Consider the following 21,307-nt stretch of genomic DNA (forward strand, 5'->3'; position numbering starts at 1 on the left):
GCCGGACATCGTCCGGCTTTTTCATTATTGAAACGGTGAATTGCAGTTTGTGCGTGGCCCCGCCAAAGGCTGATAGGTGTCGTCCGAAGTGCGATAGCTGCGATAACGGTTTGAGCACCATGAAATATGGTTGCTGCTTGGACCGAGAGTTTTAACAGCTGTGCGATCCGATGGGCGGACCTGAAGCGGGTCGCCATTTTTGTAGATCGGGATGCCTTCGGGCGAGATGTAGTTTCCGCTGTCACGGCAGCCCACACCATAACACTTACCTGATCCTGCTTGCGGCTGATAAGTTCGCGGCAACCCGCCAGCGATAGGGGGTGTGCTTGGGCGCAAAGACGGCACGTAAGGCGTGTTCAGATCAACCGCCGCAGCGCTGCCTGCAAGGCTTACCGCGAACAGACCTGAGCAAAGTGCGATGCGTCTTATCTTTCCAAGCATTTTCGGTATCCCGGTTTGCAGACATTATATGGTGGTATTTGCGATCAAAACCAGCGCAGCTGTGCAATTTTAAAAAGAAGCCCTTGCCAATCATGACGCAAGCCGCGAGATTGCGCAGGCATGTTTACGATAGCCACATTTAATGTCGAAAATCTGATGCGCCGGTTTGATTTTTCCGGCTTTCGCAATGAATTACATCAGGATCGTTCGCTTAAACTTTTTGAGATTGGCGATGAAGCACAATATCGTTTGTTGGAGCAGTCGCGTGCTATTGCCCATACGGATGACACACGTCAGTTGACTGCTCTTGCTATCGCAGAAACACGGGCCGATGTGCTTTGCCTGCAAGAGGTCGATAATCTCGCTGCGCTGAATGCGTTTGAATATGGCTATCTGTTCAAGATGGTCGGGCAGGGCTATCGCAACAAATATTTGATTGATGGCAATGACAGCCGCGGCATTGATGTGGCTGTTATGGCACGCGATGCGACGCGCCATGGTCAACGCATTGAAGTGATGCAAGTCACAAGCCATGCGCATCTCACCTACAAGGAATTGGACCTTTATCAGCCCGTGCTGGCTGAACTGGGACTTGAGCCGCATGATCGTATTTTTAAGCGTGATTGCCTCAATCTCGATTTGCGCATTGATGGCAAGCCTTTGTCTTTGTTTGTGGTCCATCTCAAATCGATGAGCGGTGCCCGCAATGGTTTTGACGGGCGGACTGCTTCTCTGCCGGTGCGGCAGGCGGAAACGCGGGCCATTCGGCACATTATCGAAGAAAAATTCGGCATCGGTCGTACGGCAGACAAGCGCTGGCTTATTTGCGGGGATTTCAATGATTATCGCGAGCGGATCGTCATTGAGGGCGATGAATGGAATGGCTATCAGTTTACGCCGACTTCGGAAGAGACAAGCGCGCTGGATGTGCTGCTGGGTGATGGTTTTGCCGTCAATCTGGTTGAGCGCCGCCCTGTCATGGATCGCTGGACGCTTTATCACACGCGTGGTCCACAGGAACGCCATCTTTGCCAGCTTGATTACATTCTGGCCTCGCCATCGCTGGCGCTTAAAAATGAGCGCGCCATTCCGCAGATTATTCGGCGCGGCCAGCCGTGGCGGACCATTTTCCCGCCGGGGCAGGATGTTGATCGTTATCCGCGCACGGGATGGGACCGACCAAAAGCCAGCGACCACTGCCCTGTGGCCGTCACGTTGAATATCGTCTGAAATAGAGGCTGCTGATGCGAAATGTGAAAGAAAACACGGTCTATGTGATGGACCGCGTTGATGTCCGGGTTTTGCCGGGTGCGCTTTCCTATAGCGAGGCAAACAGACAAGCGATTGCTGCTAACTGGCATCGGGCGGTGGCTGCCAATCCGATGCTTTTTGATGGTGAGATTTATCTTGCACCGCAGGCGCATTTTGATGAAGGCGTATTGGAGGCCGGTTTCAGACGCACGAGTTTTGCAACGCTGATGTATTGGCGGCATGACCGGGCATCGCAAAGGCCATGGCACATCTTTGGTGTTGGGGTGATCGTGTCGGCTGAAGGCCATCTGATTGCAGCGCGTATGGGCGCGCATAACGCCGTTGCGGGTCGCGTTTATTTTCCAGCCGGTTCCATTGATGACAATGATATTGTCGGAGACCGTGCCGATTATGAAGCCAATATGGCCCGCGAAGTGCGCGAAGAGACTGGGCTCGATCTTGGCAAGGCGAAAGCAGAGCCGAAATTCCATCTCGTGACAGCTGATGGTAGCATTGCACTTTTCCGCCGTTATTATTTTGATCTTTCGACCGCAGAGATTCTTGAGCAGATCGAAGCCAACCTTGCTGCACAGACGCAACCGGAGCTGAGTGAAATCATTCCCATCACAAAGGCCGGTATGATGGGACAGGCAACGCCGTCCTATGTTCGGGCCTTTGCAGACTGGCATTTTCAAAATCAACATTAAGAGTTGTTTCTTACAGATGACAGCGGCGCGAAATTGACTATGCTCGCACGGACAAATATTCAATGCGCCGCATTGAGCGCATTGTGTTTTGGTGCTGTTTGCTGAGTGTTGTGAGGGAGAGGGTAAAGATGACCGAAGCTGCCGGTTCCGGCCGATATTATGAGATTTTCGACGTTTTCGCCGATAAGGCTCTGGCTGGGAATCCGTTGGCTGTTGTCCACGACAGTGAGGGGCTGACGGATGCGCGCATGCAAGCCATTGCGCGCGAGTTTAATCTGTCCGAGACGGTTTTCATCTTTCCGCCTGAAAACCCGGTGCACGAGGCTGCTGTTCGGATTTTTACGCCGGATTATGAACTTCCCTTTGCTGGACATCCAACAGTGGGCGCGGCTGTGTCGTTGGCGCGTCATCGCAGGACGGGTGATGAGTCGGACCGGCTTGTAACGCTGGAAGAGAAAGTCGGCGTTGTTCGCTGCGGCGTTATTCTTGGCGACAACAGCGCCTTTGCAGAATTTGATCTGCCGCGCCTGCCGGAAAAACTTGATATCAAGATCGAGAAAGAAGAAGCGGCCGCAGCCATCGGGCTTGGTACGCATGAAATCGGCTTTGAGAATCACGTGCCCGCTGTCTGGAGTGCTGGCACGCCTTATCTTCTTGTTCCGGTGCATAATCTCATTGCTGCCGCCAAAGTATCGATCGATCCGGTGTATGTAAGCGAGACCCTGCCGCATGTCGCTGACCGGCCTTTGCCGATTTATGTTTATTGCCGCGAAACCATTCTGTTCGACAGCAATTATCATGCGCGCATGTTTGTGACGGGCTCCAATGTTTACGAGGACCCGGCAACCGGTTCCGCCGCGGCGGCTTTTGCTGGTATGATCCTTGCCAAGGATAAGCCGGTGGACGGCAGTTCGCAGTGGTGGATAGAGCAGGGTATGGAAATGGGGCGCCCATCACGTATCCGGCTTGAACTGGATGTTTCCAAGCAGATGCTGACCAGTGCGCGCATCGGCGGCACGGCAGTCAAGATTGCCGAAGGACGCCTGTTCGTCTGACCGAAGCTTAACGGATATAAAGAACGAAGGACGGTTGCCATGATAATCAAGGAAATGTCGGAATATGACATTCGCGATATGATCCAGCATACGCAGATCGGGCGGTTGGGTTATGTTCTGAATAACCGTCCTTATGTTGTTCCGCTTGGGTTCCGGTTTAACGGCGGGTCACTTTATTCTTTCACAACGGATGGCCAGAAGACCGAGGCCATGCGCAAGAACGATGCCGTCTGCGTGCTCTTTGACGACATCGTTTCGAAAACAAAGTGGCGCAGTGTGGTTGTGAATGGCCATTATCGTGAAATTGACCGGGAAGACGAAAAGGCAGCAATCGTCAATATGTTGGCCAATGAGCCGACCTGGTGGGAGCCTGCCTATACCAAGACCATCACCAGTGGCGGTGCGCAACGCAAACTCGAACCTGTTTTCTTCCGCGTTGATATTGAAAGCGCCACTGGGCATCAGGCCGGTGTTGATGGCTAACGAACGACCAGAACAGGAATCGTGCTGCGCGTAACCACTTCATAGGTCTGGCTGCCGAGTAACATGCCTTTCAGTCCACGCCGACCGTGAGATGCCATGACGATCAGGTCATTTTGCAGTTCTTTTGCCGTATCGATAATCGATGCGGCCGGGTGCTGCGCCACGACGTGCAATGTGTGGATTTCAACACCCGCTTCGCTTGCCAGTTCACGCGCGCGCGCCAGGGCTGCATCGGCGTACTCATTCCATTCTTCTTCATAACGCTCGATAAAGGTCGGACTGTCGGTAAAGCCACCAGGCAGCCCGGAAAGCGAATAGGGCGCGGTTACGGTGAGGACAGTAACTTTGCTGCCCATGGCCTTGGCTGTATCAAAGCCATGAACAAGACCGCGTTCTGCAAACTCTGAACCATCGGTGGTGATCAGGATATTTTTATACATGTGCCCTCGCTTTGACTTTATACGCTTTTAAAAGAGGTCGTGAGTTGGTCATACTAGACCTAATATAGCCTCACTATAAGTATACAATGGGAATTGTGTAATCCATGGCATTTGATTGCGATATGTTTCATGCAAGCTGGGTTGCAACCGTTCTTAATCTGGACTGGCCGTCCAAAGCATCGACACAGATTGAAAATGATTCAGAACGGGTAAAGCGCCAGAAACAGGAACTGGTGCGCATGTTTGACGAAGCATCGCAACACGGTATCAATGCCGTGATCTTTCAGGTTTCGCCTGCTGCCGATGCTTTTTACAAATCAGAATATCTGCCGTGGTCATCTTATCTGACGGGGACGCTTGGAAAAGATCCGGGCTTTGATCCGCTGCGTTTTGCGATTGCTGAAGCGCATAAGCGCGGGATTGAGCTTCATGCATGGCTCAACCCTTATCGTGTTTCGATGGACGTGCGACCGGCAACGCAAAAAGAATTGAAAAACGCGTCCAGCGATTCTCCGGCAAGTGTTTATAAAACGAAGCCGGAATGGGTGGGGATTTCCGCAGAGCGTTATGTTCTTGATCCGGGCATTCCGGCGGTGCGCCAGTGGGTGACAAATATCACCGCTGAAGTGGTCCAGAAATATGATGTCGATGGCATCCAGTTCGACGATTATTTTTATTATGAAACGCAAGGCTCGCCGCTCAAGGACGACAAGACCTACAAGCGTTTCGGGACAAAATTTTCCAATAAATATGACTGGCGACGCTATAATACGTACGCGCTGGTGCAAGAAATTTCCGACAGGATCAAAGCGATCAAGCCTCATGTTCGCTTTGGGATTAGTCCCGGTGGTGTGTGGCGTAACCAGCTTGATGATCCGCGTGGCTCGCCGACGCGGGCTGGCAAGACCAATTATGATGGCGATTTTGCCGATACGCGCGCTTGGGTCAAGGATGGCCTGATCGACTATATCGCGCCACAGGTTTACTGGTCTTCAGGGCACAAGGATGTGCCCTATGGGCCAATCGTCAGATGGTGGGCGGATACGGTGCGCGGCACAAAAACTGACCTCTATATTGGTATGGCGCTTTATCGGGCAGGATCGGCAAGCAGGTCTGAACCGGAATGGCTTTCCGGCAATGGGGTCGATGAAATCAGGCGCCAGCTTGAGTTGAACACTGCGCTGCCGGAGGTGAAGGGCAGTATTCTTTTTCGGCAGGGATTTTTATCTGATCCCAAACTCAAAAGAGTGTCTGATTATCTCAAAAAGAATTGGGGCCAGAGCCGAAGCAAGTGCCGCGCTAAAAAATAAAGCGCATAATCGCATATAATTATTATCTAATTGATTTAAATCAAAGAAAGCGCCCGCTAACCGGTGCTATTGATCGCGCGTTGCCGGGGTCCACCAGATCCGGCGATCCGGGGCGTTGTGGCCCAAACAAAGCAACGTCCCGGCTAAGTTTTTCCCATTCAGGAATCTGTCGAGCGCAGTAGCGCGATCTTTTTGCAATGTTGTACGGTCGACAGCCAGCGGGTGCTGTCAACGTTGCCCTCCATCTCTCAAAATCGGCACCCGCGAATTTTCTCATGCTTTGGAGCGCTGCGCATCCTCCTGGATGCGCAAAGGTCGCTCTAACGCTTTAAAATCAGAGCATAATTTAACCGCAACAAACCCAAGCTTCAGGAATTATGCTCTGATGTGATTTATCGCATGGAATCGTGGGGCATTTGCGTATAGTTGATTTTAATCAAGGTACGTACTCTCAAGCAAAATACAGATATTTCTATCTGAAAGTGATTGGTTGAGTATGAGCTTACTGTGCGGCCAGAGAAATGATGACGCAGAGGATTGTTGGGTATGGGGTTTGATCGCAAGCAGTGGATTGTGACTGGTGTTGTTGTGGCTCTGGCAGTCGGAGGCTACTATGCCTGGAAAGCGCTAAGCAACCCGGGATTGCCGGAAGGCATTGCTGGTGGAAATGGCCGCATCGAAGCCGTCGAAATCGACGTATCCACCAAAAGCCCGGGGCGTATCCGCGAAATTCTGGCTGATGAGGGGCAGTTTGTTGAAGCCAATGCCGTTTTAGCGCGCATGGATACGGACCAGCTCGAAAGCCAGCGCAGGCAAGCTGAAGCGCAGCTTCGACGCGCTGAAATCAGCATTGAAACAGCCAAAAGTCTGGTCGCTCAGCGTGAAGCCGAGCAAACTGCGGCTGCGGCTACTGTCGCGCAACGCGAAGCGCAGCTGGATGCCGCCAATCGCCGTCTGGCTCGCTCGCAACAGCTGACAGAATCACGCACAGTTTCCCAGCAGGTGCTGGATGACGATCGTGCAACTGCTCAGGGCGCTGAAGCAGCCGTCGGCGCTGCCAAAGCGCAATTGGCCGCGACCGCTGCGGCGATCAGTGCGGCTAAGGCGCAAGTTATTGATGCTGAAGCGGCCGTTGAGGCGGCAAAGGCTGCGATTGCCACCATCGATACAGATATCAACGATGCCACCTTGCGTTCGCCAAAGCCGGGCCGAGTGCAATATCGCGTTGCACAACCGGGCGAAGTGCTCTCCGCTGGCGGACGCGTGCTTAATCTGGTTGATGTCAGCGATGTCTATATGACTTTTTTCCTGCCGACCTCGCAGGCCGGACGAGTGGCCATTGGCGCAGACGCGCGCATCGTTCTTGATGCCGCACCGCAATATGTGATCCCTGCCAAAATCAGCTTCGTGGCCGATGTCGCGCAATTCACGCCAAAATCAGTTGAAACTGAAGAAGAGCGTCAGAAGCTCATGTTCCGCGTTAAAGCCAAAATTCCGCAGGAATTGCTTCAGAAATATATTCAGCAGGTCAAAACCGGGCTTCCGGGTATGGCTTATGTCAAGCTTGATCCAAATGTGGAGTGGCCGAAGAACCTTGCGGAAACCGTAAAATGAGTATGGCTTCGATACAGACTGGCCTCAGCGGCGACAGTTTTGTCGTCCGCGCTGACAGTGTGAAGCTTTCTTATGGATCGACGGAAGCCTTGCGCGATATTTCGCTCAACGTGCCTGCCGGTTGTATGGTCGGACTGATTGGGCCTGATGGTGTGGGCAAGTCCAGTCTTCTGTCACTGATCGCTGGCGCTCGCGTTATGCAGAAGGGCAGAATCGAAGTGCTGGGTGGCGACATTGCTGACAAGCGTCATCGTCAGGCGGCTTTTCCACGTATTGCTTTTATGCCCCAAGGGTTGGGAAAAAACCTTTATCCAACGCTCTCTGTCTTCGAGAACATCGAATTCTTTGGACGGCTGTTTGGCCATGACAAGCACGAGCGCGAACGCCGCATTGCAGACCTTCTGGCGCGAACGGGCATGTCGCCTTTTGCAGATCGTCCGGCGGGTAAGCTTTCCGGCGGCATGAAACAGAAGACGAGCCTTTGCTGCTCGCTGATCCATGATCCTGATCTGCTGATCCTTGATGAGCCGACAACGGGCGTCGATCCTTTGTCGCGTCGTCAGTTCTGGGAACTGATTAACGATATCCGCAAGGATCGTCCGGGGATGAGTGTTATTGTTTCGACAGCGTATATGGAAGAAGCGCAACGCTTTGACTGGCTGGTTGCGATGAATGACGGCCAGATTCTGGCAACTGGTTCGCCTCAGGAGTTGCTTGAGAAAACCCAGACACCCAATCTTGATGCGGCTTTCATAGCGCTTTTGCCTGAGGAGCTTCGACAGGGGCACAGCGAAGTTGTGATGCCACCGCGCAATATGCAGTCAGATAGTGACATCGCTATCGAAGCCGGGCATGTCACGGTGCGATTTGGCAATTTCACGGCTGTCGACGATGTGAGTTTCCGCATTCCGCGCGGCGAGATTTTTGGATTTCTCGGTTCCAATGGCTGCGGCAAATCGACGACGATGAAGGTTTTGACCGGGCTTTTGCCTGCAAGTGAAGGCACGGCAAGGCTGTTTGGGCGTGAGGTCGACCCAAAGGATATCGATATACGCCGTCATGTTGGTTACATGTCGCAGGCGTTTTCGCTCTATTCCGAACTCACAGTTCATCAAAATCTGGAGCTTCACGCCAAGCTGTTTGGCATGTCCGAGGACAAGACCAAAAGCAGAATCAAGGAACTGGCCCAAAGGTTTGATTTGGCTGAAGTTCTGGATGTTTTACCCGACTCGATGCCGCTCGGTATCCGCCAGCGCCTGTCGCTGGCTGTGGCGCTGATCCACGCGCCGGATATTCTCATTCTCGATGAGCCTACTTCAGGCGTTGACCCGGTTGCGCGCGATGCATTCTGGCAAATCCTTGCCGATCTTTCACGCAACGACAATGTCACGATTTTCGTGTCGACCCATTTTATGAATGAGGCGGAACTGTGTGACCGGATCTCTTTGATGCATGCCGGTAAGGTGTTGATCAGCGACACGCCAAAAGCCATCACCGAAAGCCGCAACGCAGCGACACTTGAAGACGCTTTCATCGCATATCTTGAAGAAGCAATTGGCGAAACAGCGCCTAAAAAAGACGTTCAGGAGGCGGCGAAGGTTCAGCCTGAAAAGGTTGAGAATGACAAAAGGCCAAGCTCCAGCTGGTTACCAAATCCGCGGCGGATGCTGGCGTTCTCGCGGCGCGAGGCGTTGGAGCTCAAGCGCGACCCGATCCGCGCGACACTGGCTATTCTGGGCACTGTCATCCTGATGTTCGTGATCGGTTATGGTATCAATCTTGATGTCGAGGATCTGACATTCGCGGTTCTGGATCGTGACGATACGACAATCAGCCGGGATTACACGCAGCAACTTGCCGGTTCCCGCTATTTTATCGAAAAAGCACCCATTACTGATTATGATGATCTTGATCGGCGTATGCGTGAAGGTGAAATCAGTCTGGCGATTGAAATCCCACCGAATTTCGGCAGCAATGTCGCGCATGGTCGTTCTGTCGAAATTGGTGCCTGGATCGATGGTGCCATGCCGATGCGTGCGGAAACTGTGCGTGGTTATGTCCAGGGTATGCATGTCAATTGGCTGACGCAAAAGGCGCGCGAGCTTTATGGAAATGCTGCCGCTGTCGGGAATTTCAATCTGGAAATTCGATATCGCTATAATCCGGACGTGCAGAGCCTAGTGGCCATGGTGCCAGCGGTTATTCCGCTGCTTTTGCTGATGATCCCGGCCATGCTGGCGGTTCTCAGTGTCGTGCGCGAGAAGGAACTTGGCTCGATCATTAATTTCTATGTGACGCCGGTGACCAAGTTCGAGTTTCTGCTGGGCAAACAGCTGCCTTATATCGCGCTTGCCTTTATTAACTTCCTGATGCTGACGGCGTTTGCGGTTTTCATCTTCCGCGTGCCATTCACGGGCAGTTTCCTGACCTATGCCACGGCAGCGCTTCTTTATGTCATCATCACCACCGGTATGGGGCTGGTGATTTCGACCTTTATCAATAGCCAGATTGCGGCAATCTTCGGTACAGCATTGTTGACGCTCATTCCGGCAGTGCAATATTCCGGCATTATCGATCCGGTGTCATCTCTTCAGGGAGCAGGCGCCTTCATCGGCAAGATATATCCGACAACGTATTTCGTGACGATTTCGCGCGGGACTTTCTCAAAAGCGCTCGGCTTCTCTGATCTTGCCGGATCGTTCCTGCCGCTGCTGATCGCCATACCGGTTCTGACCGTTCTCGGTATTGTACTTCTCAAGAAGCAGGCGGGCTGAGATGCGAATTTCCAATATATTCCAGCTTGGCATCAAAGAACTGCGCGGATTGGCGCGCGATCCTATGCTTCTGCTGCTCATTGTCTATGCCTTCACGCTTGCGATTTACACGGCTGCAAAAGCCATGCCGGAAAATCTCAACAATGCAGCGATCGCAATTGTTGATGAGGATCAATCGCCGATTTCGGGACGTATTACGACTGCATTTTATCCGCCGTATTTTGTGCCTCCAAAGCTCATCTCATCGCATGAGATGGATAAGCGGATGGACACAGGGCTTGATACGTTCGCGCTCAATATTCCGCCAAATTTTCAGCGCGATCTGCTTGCCGGGCGTTCGCCGACGATCCAGCTGAATATCGATGCAACGCGCATGAGTCAGGCCTTCACCGGCGGCGGTTATGTTCAGTCGATTGTCTCAAGTGAAGTGAACGAGTTTCTCAATCGCTATCGTGGGGACACGCAAACGCCGGTTGGACTTAACTTACGTGCGCGCTTCAATCAGGATCTGAACAAAGGCTGGTTTGGTGCGATCACCAATGTCATCTCATCAGTGACCATGCTTTCGATCATCCTGACTGGTGCAGCTCTTATCCGGGAACGCGAGCATGGCACAATCGAACATCTGCTGGTTATGCCGGTGACGCCACTTGAGATCATGATCTCCAAGATATGGTCGATGGGGATGGTGGTGCTGGTGGCAACGGCTTTTTCGCTTATTGTGGTTGTGCAGGGTATTCTGGCCGTGCCGATTAATGGCTCGCTGACGCTGTTTTTAGCGGGTGCTGCGTTGCAGCTTTTTGCAACCACCAGCCTTGGCATTTTTCTTGCAACGATTGCCGGTTCCATGCCGCAGTTCGGGCTTTTGCTTATGCTGGTTCTGTTGCCTCTTCAGGTGCTTTCCGGTGGTACAACGCCGCGCGAAAGCATGCCGGAAATTATCCAGAATATCATGCTGGCAGCGCCCAATACGTATTTCGTGATGTTAGCGCAATCGGTGCTGTTCCGCGGTGCGGGACTGAGTGTCGTATGGCCGCAATTGCTGGCTATGATTGTCATCGGAAGCGTTCTTTTCTTCTTTGCGCTTCGTCGTTTCCGCGATTTTCTGAGATAAAAATCTATATAATTCAACCATCTCAATCGCTTTGCTCCGAATGTGATTCAGAAGGGGCACATTGTTGCAGTTGATAATTTACTGCGGCCTTGCTATCGCTCTTAAAGGACATGGTTCCGCCTTCACGGCGGATGAAAAGGGAACACGGTGAGATCTTGCGATCAATGCCGTGACTGCCCCCGCAACTGTGACCGGAGAGTCGTCCTCTCATGATTTGTATCATGATACAGCCACTGAAGTTTCAGGCTTTGGGAAGGTGGAGGTTCGATGAAGACCCGGAAGTCAGGAGACCTGCCATATCCAGTCACCCATGGCTGACACGAGGGGTGTTCAGTCGCGGCCGTCCGTAGCGGTGACATTGTGAAATGTTGCCGTGGGACACAGACAAGGGGGCACCCTGATTTCTGGCGCTTGCGGTGAGTCAAAGCTTGCGTGCAGGAAGAATAAATATATGCAAACTCTCAAATTATCGGCGTTTCTCGCATCGGGTCTTCTGTTTGCCATGCCACTTGATGCAAGAGCACAAGACAATGAAGACGGGATTGTGCTCGATACGATTGTGGTTACACCGCTTCGCAGGGCGACGTCGCTGCAACGCTCAACCTCCTCTGTGACGGTGATCGATAAAGCTGATATCGAACGATCCGCAGCCCCTGATCTGCAATCCCTTTTGCAATATTATCCGGGTATTTCGATTACCACCAATGGCGGGCAGGGTTCGTCATCCAGTCTCTATATACGCGGCATGTCGTCCAAGCAGACGGTGGTGCTGGTCAATGGTGTACGCACGGCCTCCGCCACAACTGGCGCAACAGCGCTGGCCAATATTCCATTGATGTCTATTGATCGCATTGAGATTGCCAAAGGTGTGCATTCTTCGCAATATGGCGCGGATGCGATGGGCGGCGTTATCAATATCATCACCAAACAGGGCGGCGCCTGTGGCGAACGTTCCTTCTGTGGGAGTGTGAGCACGGGCGTTACCCATCCATGGGGTGGATATGCATCTGCTTCGCTGCAGGGACGCAGCCAAGACGGTATCGACTATGCCTTTGGTGCCGCTGTGACCGGTACACAGGGATATAATTTCACGACGCCTGAAGCTTTTGGCTATGAGCCGGACCGCGATGGTTTTCTGCAGGGCGCGTTTAATTTCGCGCTCTCCAAAGATTTCGATTGGGGCAGGATTTATACAGATGGTTTGTTGAGCCGCGGGCGCAATCAATATGATGGAAAAGCGCCGTCTTTCAACGAAGCCTATACCACGGCTTTCAATGGCAAGATCGGAGTGCGCATTGATCATACGGATGACTGGTCATCAACGATTGAAGTCAGTTCCGGGCTCGATCACAGCCGGAATTTTCGCAAAGGTGTGAGTGGTTCTGATCGGTTTGAAACCACGCGCTACGGTGTTTACGTCTCGACGGAAAAGCAGTTTGAAACGGGTGATTTTAGCCATACCCTGACGGGCGGCGTTGAAGCTTATCGCGAGGATGTCAATGCAACCGTGTCTTATGCTGAAACCAGCCGAGACCTGGCGGCAGTCTTTGGGCAATATTCGCTGGAATATGATGCGCTGCGGTTTGATGGTGGTGTTCGCTACGATCACAATGAGCAGTTCGGTGATGTCGTCACTTATAATCTTGGCGCGAGCTACGAAATTGTGCCTGATCTGGTGCTGCGCTCATCATTCGGTACGGGTTTCCGTGCGCCGACATTTAATGAGCTTTATTATCCCGGCTATGCCAATCCTGATTTGCAACCGGAAAAATCCCGCTCTTACGAGGTTGGTCTGAACTGGCAGGTCACAGACAAAACAAGCGTTGATATGGCGTTTTATCAAACATGGCTGCGTGATGCGATTATGAATACCAAAGGCGCAGACCGTAAAAGCCGACCCTATAATGTTGCGCATGCTCAGATTACCGGGTTTGAGGCAACGCTTGTGCATCGATTTAATGACATATGGGGCATCAAAGGGTCTATTGATCTGAAGCGTCCGATTGATGAGGATTCGGATAATGATCTGGTCTATCGGGAGCGTGTCAAAGCGACAGCCGAGGTTAATTACAAGCCGGTCGACAAGCTCGATCTCACAGCACGACTGCGTTATGGTGGTTCGCGTTTTGCCGATGCTGACAATACGATCAAGCTTGATCCTTATTTGACGGCAGATTTCATCGCACTCTATGACATCGATACCCAGTCTCAGCTTAAAGTTTCGGTCGAAAATATCTTTAACAAGGATTATCAGACGACGTCGGGTTACAATGCACCGGGGCGCAGCTTTACTATTGGCCTGACGCGGAATTTCTGATTGCGGATCATGTGGGCGAATAAACGGCTATTGGCATCGAAAATCAGGCTCGGTCTGTTGGCCGGCCTGTTTCTGGCTGGCCTTCATCCGGCGTTGGCACAGGAGAAGCCCAAGCGCGTGGTGTCGATCAATGTTTGCACAGATCAGCTCGCCATGTTGCTGGCGGATGATACGCAGTTGCAATCGGTATCCTATCTTTCGCGTGATCCGCTTTTGTCGGTGATGACCGCGAAAGCGCAGCAATTGCCGGTCAATCACGGACAGGCGGAAGAGGTTTTTCTTGCGAAACCCGATCTGGTGCTGGCAGGCACATTTTCCTCGCGCGCGACTGTTGGACTGTTGCGCGAGCTGGGTGTTCGGGTTGAGGAATTTGCTCCTGCACGGTCTTTTGAAGATATTCGCGCGCATATGAAGCGGATGGGGGCATTGTTGGGCCGGGAAGAGCAGGCGGATAGGCAAATTGCGGCCATGAATGCCGCTTTGGCAGAAGTTCCAAAGCCTGCGCATCGGCAAACGGTCGCGCTCTATTATGCCAATAGCTATACGTCGGGGCGTGGCACGTTGATCGACGAAGCTATACGCCTTGCGGGTCTTGATAATCTTGCAGACAAAGCTGGTATTCGTGGTTCTGGCATGCTGCCTTTGGAAATGCTGATCATGAATAAGCCAGATATTCTGGTCCGGGGATCACGCGGGCGACCACCCGCACTGGCCTTTGAGAATTTTGAACATCCGGCTTTGCGGGCTCTGGAGAAAGAGACGAGAATCGTAACATTGAACGATAATCTGACAGTCTGCGGTGGGCCATTCAGCGTTGATGCGGTGACAGAGCTTTCGGAGGCTGCGCGTGACTGAAAATGCTCGCTTTTATCTCCTGCTGCTTTTGCTTGGCTTGTTGGTGGCAGCATTGTTTGTCGTGTCGTTGCTGATTGGTCCAGCATCCATCGGTGTGGGCGAGAGCATCAAGGCGCTGTTAACGGGGCAGGGCGATGTGATCGTGCTGGTGATGCGTGAAATCCGCTTGCCACGTGCAATCCTCGCATTGCTGATCGGTACGTCACTGGGGCTTTCAGGGGCTGCTCTTCAGGGATATCTGCGCAATCCGCTGGCCGAGCCGGGTTTGCTTGGCGTGAGTTCTTCGGCATCGCTGGGCGCCGTGATTGCGATCTATACCGGATTTTCGCAGGTTTTTCCCTTGGCGCTGCCGTTGCTGGCGTTGATAGGTGCTTTTATCTCGGTGTTCCTGGTGAAGACACTTGCCGGACGTCATGCCGGAACCTTGACGGTCATTCTGGCCGGTGTTGCCGTTACCAGTCTTGCGGGAGCACTGACGGCATTGGCGCTTAATCTCTCGCCCAATCCTTTTGCCGCGATGGAAATTGTTTTCTGGATGCTTGGTTCGCTTGCGGATCGCTCGATGACGCATGTGTGGCTTGCGGCCCCCTTCATTCTGATTGGCTGGGTCATGCTGTTGGCGCTCGGCCGTGCGCTTGATAGCCTGACACTGGGGGCTGATGCCGCGGCCAGTATGGGGGTTAATCTTTCACGCGTGCAGATGCTGGCGGTGCTGGGAACTGCGGCTTGCGTTGGCGCATCAACGGCTGTGGCGGGTGCTATCGGTTTTGTTGGGCTTGTGGTGCCGCATCTTCTGCGTCCGCTGGTCGGTGCGCGACCATCGCGATTGCTGATTGCAAGTGGCTTTGGCGGGGCAGCTCTTTTGCTCGCAGCCGATGTTTTTGTCAGGATATTGATGCCGGGGCGCGAGTTGAAGCTGGGTGTTCTTACGGCCATTATCGGGGCTCCCTTCTTCCTGGGCCTGGTCTTCAAATATCGGAGGCGGCTGGTATGAGCACACTTTCAGTCCACAATCTTGATGTGTCGTTGGGGCGAAAAACCATTCTTGAAGCCGTTGGTTTTGAGGCAGGTGAGGGCGCATTTATTGGTCTGATCGGTCCGAACGGTGCAGGCAAAACAACACTGCTGCGCGCGCTTTTGGGGCTGACGCCTTCAACAGGCAATGTTCTGTTGGATGGCTCTGACCTCAGAAGAATGCATGTCGCGCATCGCGCCAAAACAATCTCTTATCTGCCGCAGGAACGCGATGTGGCGTGGCCGGTAACGGTTAGAATGCTGGTGTCGCTTGGACGCTCAGCACTGAAGCCCGTGTTTGTAGCGCTGGATCATGATGATGAAGCTGCGGTTGAGACCGCGATGCAGCGCATGGGCTTGGTTGAGCTTGCGTCGCGTCCTGCCAATGAATTATCGGGTGGTGAAAGAGCGCGCGCTTTGATTGCGCGAGTATTGGCGCAAAACACGCCCGTCATCTTTGCCGATGAGCCGGTCGCCGGTCTGGACCCAGCCCATCAGCTGGAATTGATGGAACTGTTTGCCGGATTGGCCGACGAGAAGAAGACAGTGATCGCCTCGTTGCATGATCTTGGTTTGGCTGCGCAATATTGCACAAGGTTGATCGTGCTTAATCAGGGCAAGCTTGTTGCCGATGGTGCGCCGGAAGAGGTTCTCAATCGCTCACTTCTGAAAGATGTTTATGGAATCGATGCGCAACTGATGAAGATAGACGATGAATTTGTGCTGCACACACGCAAGCGTATGCGTTAGTTCTCTCTATTTTTTTCCAAAAACTTTTTGGAACGGTGGGGTTTTTCCACCGAACAGCCAAAAAGCTCAAATTTTAATCAAACCTGCTTGCTCTTACAATTTCTTGTGATTAACCAATCAGCGATCAGATACTGTTGAAATTGCGCTGAAAGGGTGAGTAATCGTGGAGCAAGCAACGAGCGGAAAACGCAAAGGCGGACGTAAAGCGCTTTGGGCAGCTGTAGCGCTCATCGCCATCGCCGCTGCAGGTGCAGTTGGATATAAGATCACACTCGAGAAGACGGTTAATGCTCAGCTTGAAAGACGTGGCGGAAAGGCGGCTTCTGTTAATGCTGATTTTCTTGGCCATATTCAACTGACCGACGTTGTTCTGCCGTTGAAAGATGGCACCAATATTACAATTGGCTCGATTGAAGGTCGCCCGAAAATTTTGTTCCTGAGTGGTATGTTGAATGCCAAGGACGTCAAGACCGAGATTGCACAGTTCAAAATTGCGCTTCCAAGTGTGCGCATTGAGGATGCAAATTTCGATATTGGCATGCTGCGCGATACGTTTGGTAATAGTGAGCTGACCCTTGCAGAGCGCGTTGGCCGTTTTTCCGCAAAGCGCGTTTCAGTTCCTGAAATCAATGTTGTTCAGACATTGAACGATAAGGAACAGAAGACGTCTTATAAGGATGTCACACTGGAAGATATCGTGAATGGTCATGTTTCCCGCTATGCTTCGAGCGGCGCGACCTTTGATCTCGATCTTTCGCTGCCCGGTGAAAATGGGGAAATAAAGGAAGAGCGTATGGTGGGAACCATAGGCACTTCAGAAGGCAAGGATATCGACGGCGTTTTCATGGCCCGCCTTTATACCGAGGCCGCAGGTTCAAATGATTCCGAAGCGAAGCCGATTTACGGGCCGTTTTTTGCCAAAGACATCGTCGTGAAGGGAACCAATTCGAGCTTTAGCTATGATGAGGTTCGCAGCAATGGCTTTACGATGCGCCTGCCTGCGCAGTCGTTTACGGAAACATTGCGCAAGCTGGAGACGACACAGGATCTCGATGCCCTTCCGCTTGAAGAGCGGAAAGAGTTTTTTGCAAGTCTGATCGGCATCTTTGATATGATCGGCAAGGGCGATGTCGAACTGCTCGGCATGAAGATTCAACCGAGCGATCCTGAGAAGGGTGAAAGCAACATCGAAAAGATGTCGATGCTGTTCGATAATAAGACGTTCGATATGACTTTGAACGGATTTTCTGCGGGCAATGGCACTGATTATGTGAAGCTGGACGAGTTTTCACTCAAAGGCTTCAACTGGGCGCCTTCCGCTGAAGCCTTTAAAAAGTTTGCCAGCCTTAGCAGGGAAGAAATGGAAAGCTTTCCATTCACGACCATGTTGCCTGAATTCGGCACAATGGTCTTGAAAGGCATTGATGCCGATCTTCCCTATGACAACAATGTCAATGATGACATTGACATCACCGACGAGGATGGCAATCCTGCGCCTAAGCCTGATGGGTTGCCGCATCGCTTGAAGTTTGGTCTGAAGAGCTATGAGCTTGCGCTCAAAAATCCCTATAACGGCATTCCAACCGATATACGCATTGCCTATGAAGACGTATCCTTGCCTGTTCCTACGGACAGCAACGAAGAGGCCTATCAGAAGCTGCGCAAGCTTGGTTATGATCGTGTGACGCTTTCATCCAACCTTGAAGCCAATTGGGACGAGGCGAGTCAGAGCCTCATTATCAAGGATCTCTCGCTAAGTGGCAAAGATATGGGCAAGGTTACTATGTCCGGGCTGATGGGGGGCTTTACCAAGGAGTTTTTCTCCGGTGACAAGGTGCTGGCCCAGGTTGCACTTCTTGGTCTCAAGGCACGTGAAGTGAAGCTCAAGATTGAAAATGAAGGCCTCGCTGAAAAGAGCCTTAAATTCTACGCTGATGAAAACAACATGACTGTTGAAGAAGCACGTAGCACGCTGACTTTGATCGCGAGTGCGGTTTTGCAGGAATTGGCCGCTGATCAACCCAAGCTGGATGCGGTGGTCACAGCGCTTAACGCATTCATTGCGAAACCGAATGTCTTTGAAATGAGCGCGAAGTCAAAGTCTGAGAGAGGAATTGGTGCGCTGGAAATGGTCGCGATTTCTCAAGACCCATTTTCAATCCTCGACAAGATCGATATCGAAGCTAAGGCTGACTAACAGTCTTTTGCATTTGATGGAAACAAAGCGCCGGCTGAATTCAGCCGGCGTTTGCATTTTCTGAATGTTTTCAGATAGGGTAAAGTTCTTAAAACTCCATCATTCGGAATTCATTCAATGCTTAAAAACATAAATCCATTGCTGACCGGATCGCTTCTTGAAGTGCTCGCGGATATGGGCCATGGCGACGATCTGGTGATTGTTGACGCCAATTACCCTGCACAGGCTTCCGGCGTGCAGGTGATCGACCTTCCAGGTATCAGCGCTACCGATGTGGCGGAGGCTGTGCTTTCGCTTCTGCCGCTTGATGATTTTGTTGATAAGCCAGCAGCCGTGATGCAGGCGCCGGACGAAACACCTGCGATCTTTAGCGAGTTTGAGTCCATCATTGAAAAGGCTGAAGGTCGTAAGATTGCAGTTGATCCGATCGAACGTTTTGCTTTCTACGACCGTGCGAGCAGTGCTTATGCCGTCATTCGTTCCGGTGAAAAGCGCCTTTACGGCAATATCATTTTCAAGAAGGGCGTTATTCGCTCGTAACTGAAATAAATAAGCCCCGCAATGCGGGGCTTTTGTTAATGGCTATTTTATTGCTGTGGCTTGGGCTGATGGTGCTCCATCTTGCCCTGGTCGTGATGATGCGGTCCTTTGGGGCCATGATGATTGAACTTCTTGGCCGCGCGCAATTCTTTGCGATCCAGCTTGCCATCTTCGTTGCGGTCCAAAGCGGCAAATTCCTTCTGGCGCTGCTTTTCAACGGCTTCGAGCGTTATCTTTCCATCACCATTGACGTCGAGACGGCGCTCCATACGATCAGCTGCACGGCTGACCATACGCTTGAGCGCAAGCGCTTCGATTTCATCACGCGAGAGCACGCCATCGCCATTGGTGTCGGCAGCTTTCAGTTCGTCCATGCGGGAGAATTTTTCAAAGTCGATAGGCTCGCGCTTGCCTTTAGGTCCACCATTCTGTGTAATGGAAGTATCCATCGCGGACGTGTCTGTCGCCTCTGTTGCTTTTTCCTGAGCGAAGGCAGCTGTGGAAAGCAATGCAGAAGCAATTACTGCGATATACAATGTCTTCGATTTCATGTTTTTTAACTCCATTACTCTATACTTAACACCATTGATTGGCGTGTGAGTAATGTGAGGTATATTAGGTGAACTGGATGTGAACAGGCCAATTAATAATTCGTAATGTTATGATGCTCGCTTTGAACGCAGTCTTTCCCTGAACATGGAAAAGAGGCCTGCTGCCACGACGATGCTCGCGCCTACGATGATGTTCCAGCTCAGCTTCTCATGAAAGACGACGACAGCAATCAAAGCACCTATAACGAGCTGCAAATAGGTGAGCGGTTGTACTTCAACTGCTTCCAGAATGTCATAGGCGCGTATGAGGCAGTAATGGCTCGCCATACCGCAGGCGCAGAGGGCAGCCATCCATGGCCAGTCGTGCGGTGCAAGCGGCTCCATATGAAAGATACCGACCATGGTCAGAACAGTCGCTCCGCCTACGCCTGTGTAAAAGAAGCTGGTCATCGAGCTGTCCGTTTTGCTTACGGCACGCGTCGCGATGGCATAAAACGCAAACATGATCGTAGCGGTTATCGGGAGCATGAGTTCCCACCCAAACTCGACATGGGTCGGATCGATAATCAGCATAACGCCAAAGAGGCCGACGAAGATGGCGACCCAGCGGCGCCAGCCAACCTTTTCACCAAGCAGCGGCACAGAGAGCATTGTGATTAACAGAGGGGCTGCCTGAAAGATGGACTGCGTCATGGCCATGCCGACGCGGCTGAGGCCATAGACAAGGATAACAATTTCGGCCGCGAGCAAAACCCCACGAAGGATTTGCAGGAATGGGTGTTTGGTTGATGTCGCGCGCGCGATGCCTCCGGAGCGCATAGCAATCAGAATCACAAAAGCCGCAAACACCCAATACCGCACCATCGTTATGAAAATGGGCGAGTAGTGTGTTCCAAGATATTTCGAGATACCATCCTGCGTCGCAAAGATGGTGACCGCGAGAAGCGTGAATGTGTAGCCGAGGCTTTTGGATGTCATGCGGCACTCATAATACCACAGCGCAGTTTTCGCCATGTCTATTTACGCGCGGCTGCTTCTATTTTGGTTTACATTTTAAAGATGGAATTGCGTGCATCGTGGTGCCCAATGGGACCGGATCAAAGGTTTTGTGCCGGGCAGAACAAAAGGTAGGCGTGGCTCCCGCACTGACAATCGGACGTTTCTGGACGCTCTTTATGGGATGGCGTGTTTGGGTGAGGATAGCGTTCGGCAAAGCGGCGCTATTATCGCTGGATTTAGATGGTTGTTCTGGACAATATGCTCTCAGCCCTTGCCCAAGAAACCGATCTGGAATGAATGGCCGATGATCAGTAGCACTATCGTGTGCACTCACCTGCACGCGGCGGCTCATGTAAGATCAAAAGTCGGGGACGGATGCGCGGGGTCTGGGGCGGTCTCGCGGAGGCTTGAGCACCAAAACCTACGTCTCACCACCGAAGCGCCAGGCCTTCCCATCCGCCTGATCGCAGGTTCCGGCCAGTGTAATGATGTTGCCTTCGCTCACGCTCTTATCGGCGGGCGGTATTGAGGCCAATGCTGTGTTGGCAGGCAAGGGTTATGATATAGACGCTTCTGCGTGACAGACTCGCGGTTATCGTTATTTGGATCAAATAGTTAATTCTTTATCATGACCTAGCGCCTCATTCTTCTCGATAACGTTTCGGGGAAGGGCATGGAAACAATCTTTTAGGGTGGGGTTGAAAAGTCCAATATTATAAATTATTATATTTTATATAATGATATATTGTAGAAAAAATGTCGATCACCGCAATATCCGGGAAGCTATCGGCTCACAGAAGAAAAGGCAGCGCAATTGGTCGTCTCCCTTTTTGAAATCTTCTGCGCAGACAAGAAAAAGCAGACCTGATCATGCGTGACAGAATCGGGAGCGCAT

At 52.0% G+C, this 21,307-nt stretch carries 18 protein-coding genes, 1 pseudogene and 1 riboswitch; of the genes and pseudogenes, 15 read left to right on the forward strand and 4 right to left on the reverse strand.

Annotated elements, in window-relative coordinates; genetic code table 11:
- Positions 1 to 24 precede the first annotated feature (24 nt).
- Positions 25 to 441 (reverse strand): BA14K family protein, encoded by a 417-nt coding sequence (locus ABE527_RS05875; protein ID WP_499696406.1) that lies wholly within the window; start codon positions 439 to 441, stop codon positions 25 to 27.
- Between the two features lie 120 nt (positions 442 to 561).
- On the opposite strand from ABE527_RS05875, the gene ABE527_RS05880 reads away from it, so the two are divergent.
- The 4 genes from ABE527_RS05880 (at position 562) to ABE527_RS05895 (ending at position 3,937) form a co-directional block, all read left to right on the forward strand.
- Positions 562 to 1,671, forward strand: a complete 1,110-nt coding sequence (locus ABE527_RS05880) for an endonuclease/exonuclease/phosphatase family protein (protein ID WP_499696407.1) — start codon at positions 562 to 564, stop codon at positions 1,669 to 1,671.
- Between the two features lie 14 nt (positions 1,672 to 1,685).
- Entirely contained in the window at positions 1,686 to 2,399 is a 714-nt protein-coding gene (locus ABE527_RS05885; RefSeq protein ID WP_499696408.1) for an NUDIX hydrolase, read from the forward strand.
- Between the two features lie 128 nt (positions 2,400 to 2,527).
- On the forward strand, positions 2,528 to 3,454 hold the full coding sequence (locus ABE527_RS05890; RefSeq protein ID WP_265985370.1) for a PhzF family phenazine biosynthesis protein: 927 nt from the start codon (positions 2,528 to 2,530) through the stop codon (positions 3,452 to 3,454).
- Between the two features lie 39 nt (positions 3,455 to 3,493).
- Positions 3,494 to 3,937 carry a pyridoxamine 5'-phosphate oxidase family protein gene (locus tag ABE527_RS05895; RefSeq protein WP_265985369.1) on the forward strand — a complete coding sequence of 148 codons (444 nt, stop codon included), beginning with the start codon at positions 3,494 to 3,496 and terminating at the stop codon, positions 3,935 to 3,937.
- On the opposite strand, the gene ABE527_RS05900 is transcribed toward ABE527_RS05895, so the two are convergent.
- Positions 3,934 to 4,377, reverse strand: coding sequence for a universal stress protein (locus tag ABE527_RS05900; RefSeq protein ID WP_265985368.1), 444 nt, complete (start codon positions 4,375 to 4,377; stop codon positions 3,934 to 3,936). The genes ABE527_RS05895 and ABE527_RS05900 overlap by 4 nt on opposite strands.
- 104 nt (positions 4,378 to 4,481) lie before the next feature.
- Between ABE527_RS05900 and ABE527_RS05905 the strand changes: the two genes are divergently transcribed.
- From ABE527_RS05905 to ABE527_RS05950, 10 genes are all read left to right on the forward strand, one after another.
- Positions 4,482 to 5,687, forward strand: a complete 1,206-nt coding sequence (locus ABE527_RS05905) for a glycoside hydrolase family 10-like protein (RefSeq protein WP_499696409.1) — start codon at positions 4,482 to 4,484, stop codon at positions 5,685 to 5,687.
- Positions 5,688 to 6,233: 546 nt separating this feature from the next.
- On the forward strand, positions 6,234 to 7,301 hold the full coding sequence (locus tag ABE527_RS05910) for an HlyD family secretion protein (RefSeq protein WP_265985366.1): 1,068 nt from the start codon (positions 6,234 to 6,236) through the stop codon (positions 7,299 to 7,301).
- Complete coding sequence (gene rbbA / locus ABE527_RS05915) at positions 7,298 to 10,075, forward strand: ribosome-associated ATPase/putative transporter RbbA (RefSeq protein WP_499696410.1); 2,778 nt, start codon at positions 7,298 to 7,300, stop codon at positions 10,073 to 10,075. Before ABE527_RS05910 ends, rbbA begins: the two co-directional genes overlap by 4 nt.
- 1 nt (position 10,076) lies before the next feature.
- Positions 10,077 to 11,189 carry an ABC transporter permease gene (locus ABE527_RS05920; RefSeq protein ID WP_265985365.1) on the forward strand — a complete coding sequence of 371 codons (1,113 nt, stop codon included), beginning with the start codon at positions 10,077 to 10,079 and terminating at the stop codon, positions 11,187 to 11,189.
- A 94-nt stretch (positions 11,190 to 11,283) separates the two neighbouring features.
- Positions 11,284 to 11,502: riboswitch (cobalamin riboswitch) on the forward strand.
- 138 nt (positions 11,503 to 11,640) lie between these two features.
- Complete coding sequence (locus ABE527_RS05925) at positions 11,641 to 13,506, forward strand: TonB-dependent receptor domain-containing protein (RefSeq protein ID WP_499696411.1); 1,866 nt, start codon at positions 11,641 to 11,643, stop codon at positions 13,504 to 13,506.
- A 30-nt stretch (positions 13,507 to 13,536) separates the two neighbouring features.
- Positions 13,537 to 14,361: an ABC transporter substrate-binding protein gene (locus ABE527_RS05930; protein WP_499696412.1), complete on the forward strand. Its 825-nt coding sequence runs from the start codon at positions 13,537 to 13,539 to the stop codon at positions 14,359 to 14,361.
- Complete coding sequence (locus tag ABE527_RS05935) at positions 14,354 to 15,355, forward strand: FecCD family ABC transporter permease (RefSeq protein ID WP_265985361.1); 1,002 nt, start codon at positions 14,354 to 14,356, stop codon at positions 15,353 to 15,355. Before ABE527_RS05930 ends, ABE527_RS05935 begins: the two co-directional genes overlap by 8 nt.
- On the forward strand, positions 15,352 to 16,125 hold the full coding sequence (locus ABE527_RS05940) for an ABC transporter ATP-binding protein (RefSeq protein ID WP_499696413.1): 774 nt from the start codon (positions 15,352 to 15,354) through the stop codon (positions 16,123 to 16,125). The genes ABE527_RS05935 and ABE527_RS05940 overlap by 4 nt, the downstream gene beginning before the upstream one ends.
- A 163-nt stretch (positions 16,126 to 16,288) precedes the next feature.
- Complete coding sequence (locus ABE527_RS05945; RefSeq protein WP_499696414.1) at positions 16,289 to 18,322, forward strand: aq_1923 C-terminal domain; 2,034 nt, start codon at positions 16,289 to 16,291, stop codon at positions 18,320 to 18,322.
- Positions 18,323 to 18,439: 117 nt separating this feature from the next.
- Positions 18,440 to 18,862: an RbsD/FucU family protein gene (locus tag ABE527_RS05950; RefSeq protein ID WP_499696415.1), complete on the forward strand. Its 423-nt coding sequence runs from the start codon at positions 18,440 to 18,442 to the stop codon at positions 18,860 to 18,862.
- 47 nt (positions 18,863 to 18,909) lie between these two features.
- Here the strand turns inward: ABE527_RS05950 and ABE527_RS05955 are convergent, their stop codons facing one another.
- Entirely contained in the window at positions 18,910 to 19,413 is a 504-nt protein-coding gene (locus ABE527_RS05955; RefSeq protein WP_499696416.1) for an EF-hand domain-containing protein, read from the reverse strand.
- Positions 19,414 to 19,521: 108 nt separating this feature from the next.
- On the reverse strand, positions 19,522 to 20,391 hold the full coding sequence (locus tag ABE527_RS05960; protein ID WP_265985356.1) for a DMT family transporter: 870 nt from the start codon (positions 20,389 to 20,391) through the stop codon (positions 19,522 to 19,524).
- 91 nt (positions 20,392 to 20,482) lie between these two features.
- On the opposite strand from ABE527_RS05960, the pseudogene ABE527_RS05965 reads away from it, so the two are divergent.
- Positions 20,483 to 20,975, forward strand: a pseudogene (locus tag ABE527_RS05965) (transposase family protein); the annotation flags it as partial.
- Positions 20,976 to 21,307 lie beyond the last annotated feature (332 nt).

Source organism: Brucella sp. TWI432, assembly GCF_039674445.1.
GTDB classification, from domain to species: Bacteria; Pseudomonadota; Alphaproteobacteria; order Rhizobiales; family Rhizobiaceae; genus Brucella; species Brucella chromiisoli.

Coding starts and splice junctions, on each gene's coding strand:
- ABE527_RS05875 (WP_499696406.1), bottom strand. CDS start 441: ATGCTTGGAAAGATAAGACGCATCGCACTTTGCTCAGGTCTGTTCGCG.
- ABE527_RS05880 (WP_499696407.1), top strand. CDS start 562: ATGTTTACGATAGCCACATTTAATGTCGAAAATCTGATGCGCCGGTTT.
- ABE527_RS05885 (WP_499696408.1), top strand. CDS start 1,686: ATGCGAAATGTGAAAGAAAACACGGTCTATGTGATGGACCGCGTTGAT.
- ABE527_RS05890 (WP_265985370.1), top strand. CDS start 2,528: ATGACCGAAGCTGCCGGTTCCGGCCGATATTATGAGATTTTCGACGTT.
- ABE527_RS05895 (WP_265985369.1), top strand. CDS start 3,494: ATGATAATCAAGGAAATGTCGGAATATGACATTCGCGATATGATCCAG.
- ABE527_RS05900 (WP_265985368.1), bottom strand. CDS start 4,377: ATGTATAAAAATATCCTGATCACCACCGATGGTTCAGAGTTTGCAGAA.
- ABE527_RS05905 (WP_499696409.1), top strand. CDS start 4,482: ATGGCATTTGATTGCGATATGTTTCATGCAAGCTGGGTTGCAACCGTT.
- ABE527_RS05910 (WP_265985366.1), top strand. CDS start 6,234: ATGGGGTTTGATCGCAAGCAGTGGATTGTGACTGGTGTTGTTGTGGCT.
- rbbA (WP_499696410.1), top strand. CDS start 7,298: ATGAGTATGGCTTCGATACAGACTGGCCTCAGCGGCGACAGTTTTGTC.
- ABE527_RS05920 (WP_265985365.1), top strand. CDS start 10,077: ATGCGAATTTCCAATATATTCCAGCTTGGCATCAAAGAACTGCGCGGA.
- ABE527_RS05925 (WP_499696411.1), top strand. CDS start 11,641: ATGCAAACTCTCAAATTATCGGCGTTTCTCGCATCGGGTCTTCTGTTT.
- ABE527_RS05940 (WP_499696413.1), top strand. CDS start 15,352: ATGAGCACACTTTCAGTCCACAATCTTGATGTGTCGTTGGGGCGAAAA.
- ABE527_RS05950 (WP_499696415.1), top strand. CDS start 18,440: ATGCTTAAAAACATAAATCCATTGCTGACCGGATCGCTTCTTGAAGTG.
- ABE527_RS05955 (WP_499696416.1), bottom strand. CDS start 19,413: ATGAAATCGAAGACATTGTATATCGCAGTAATTGCTTCTGCATTGCTT.
- ABE527_RS05960 (WP_265985356.1), bottom strand. CDS start 20,391: ATGACATCCAAAAGCCTCGGCTACACATTCACGCTTCTCGCGGTCACC.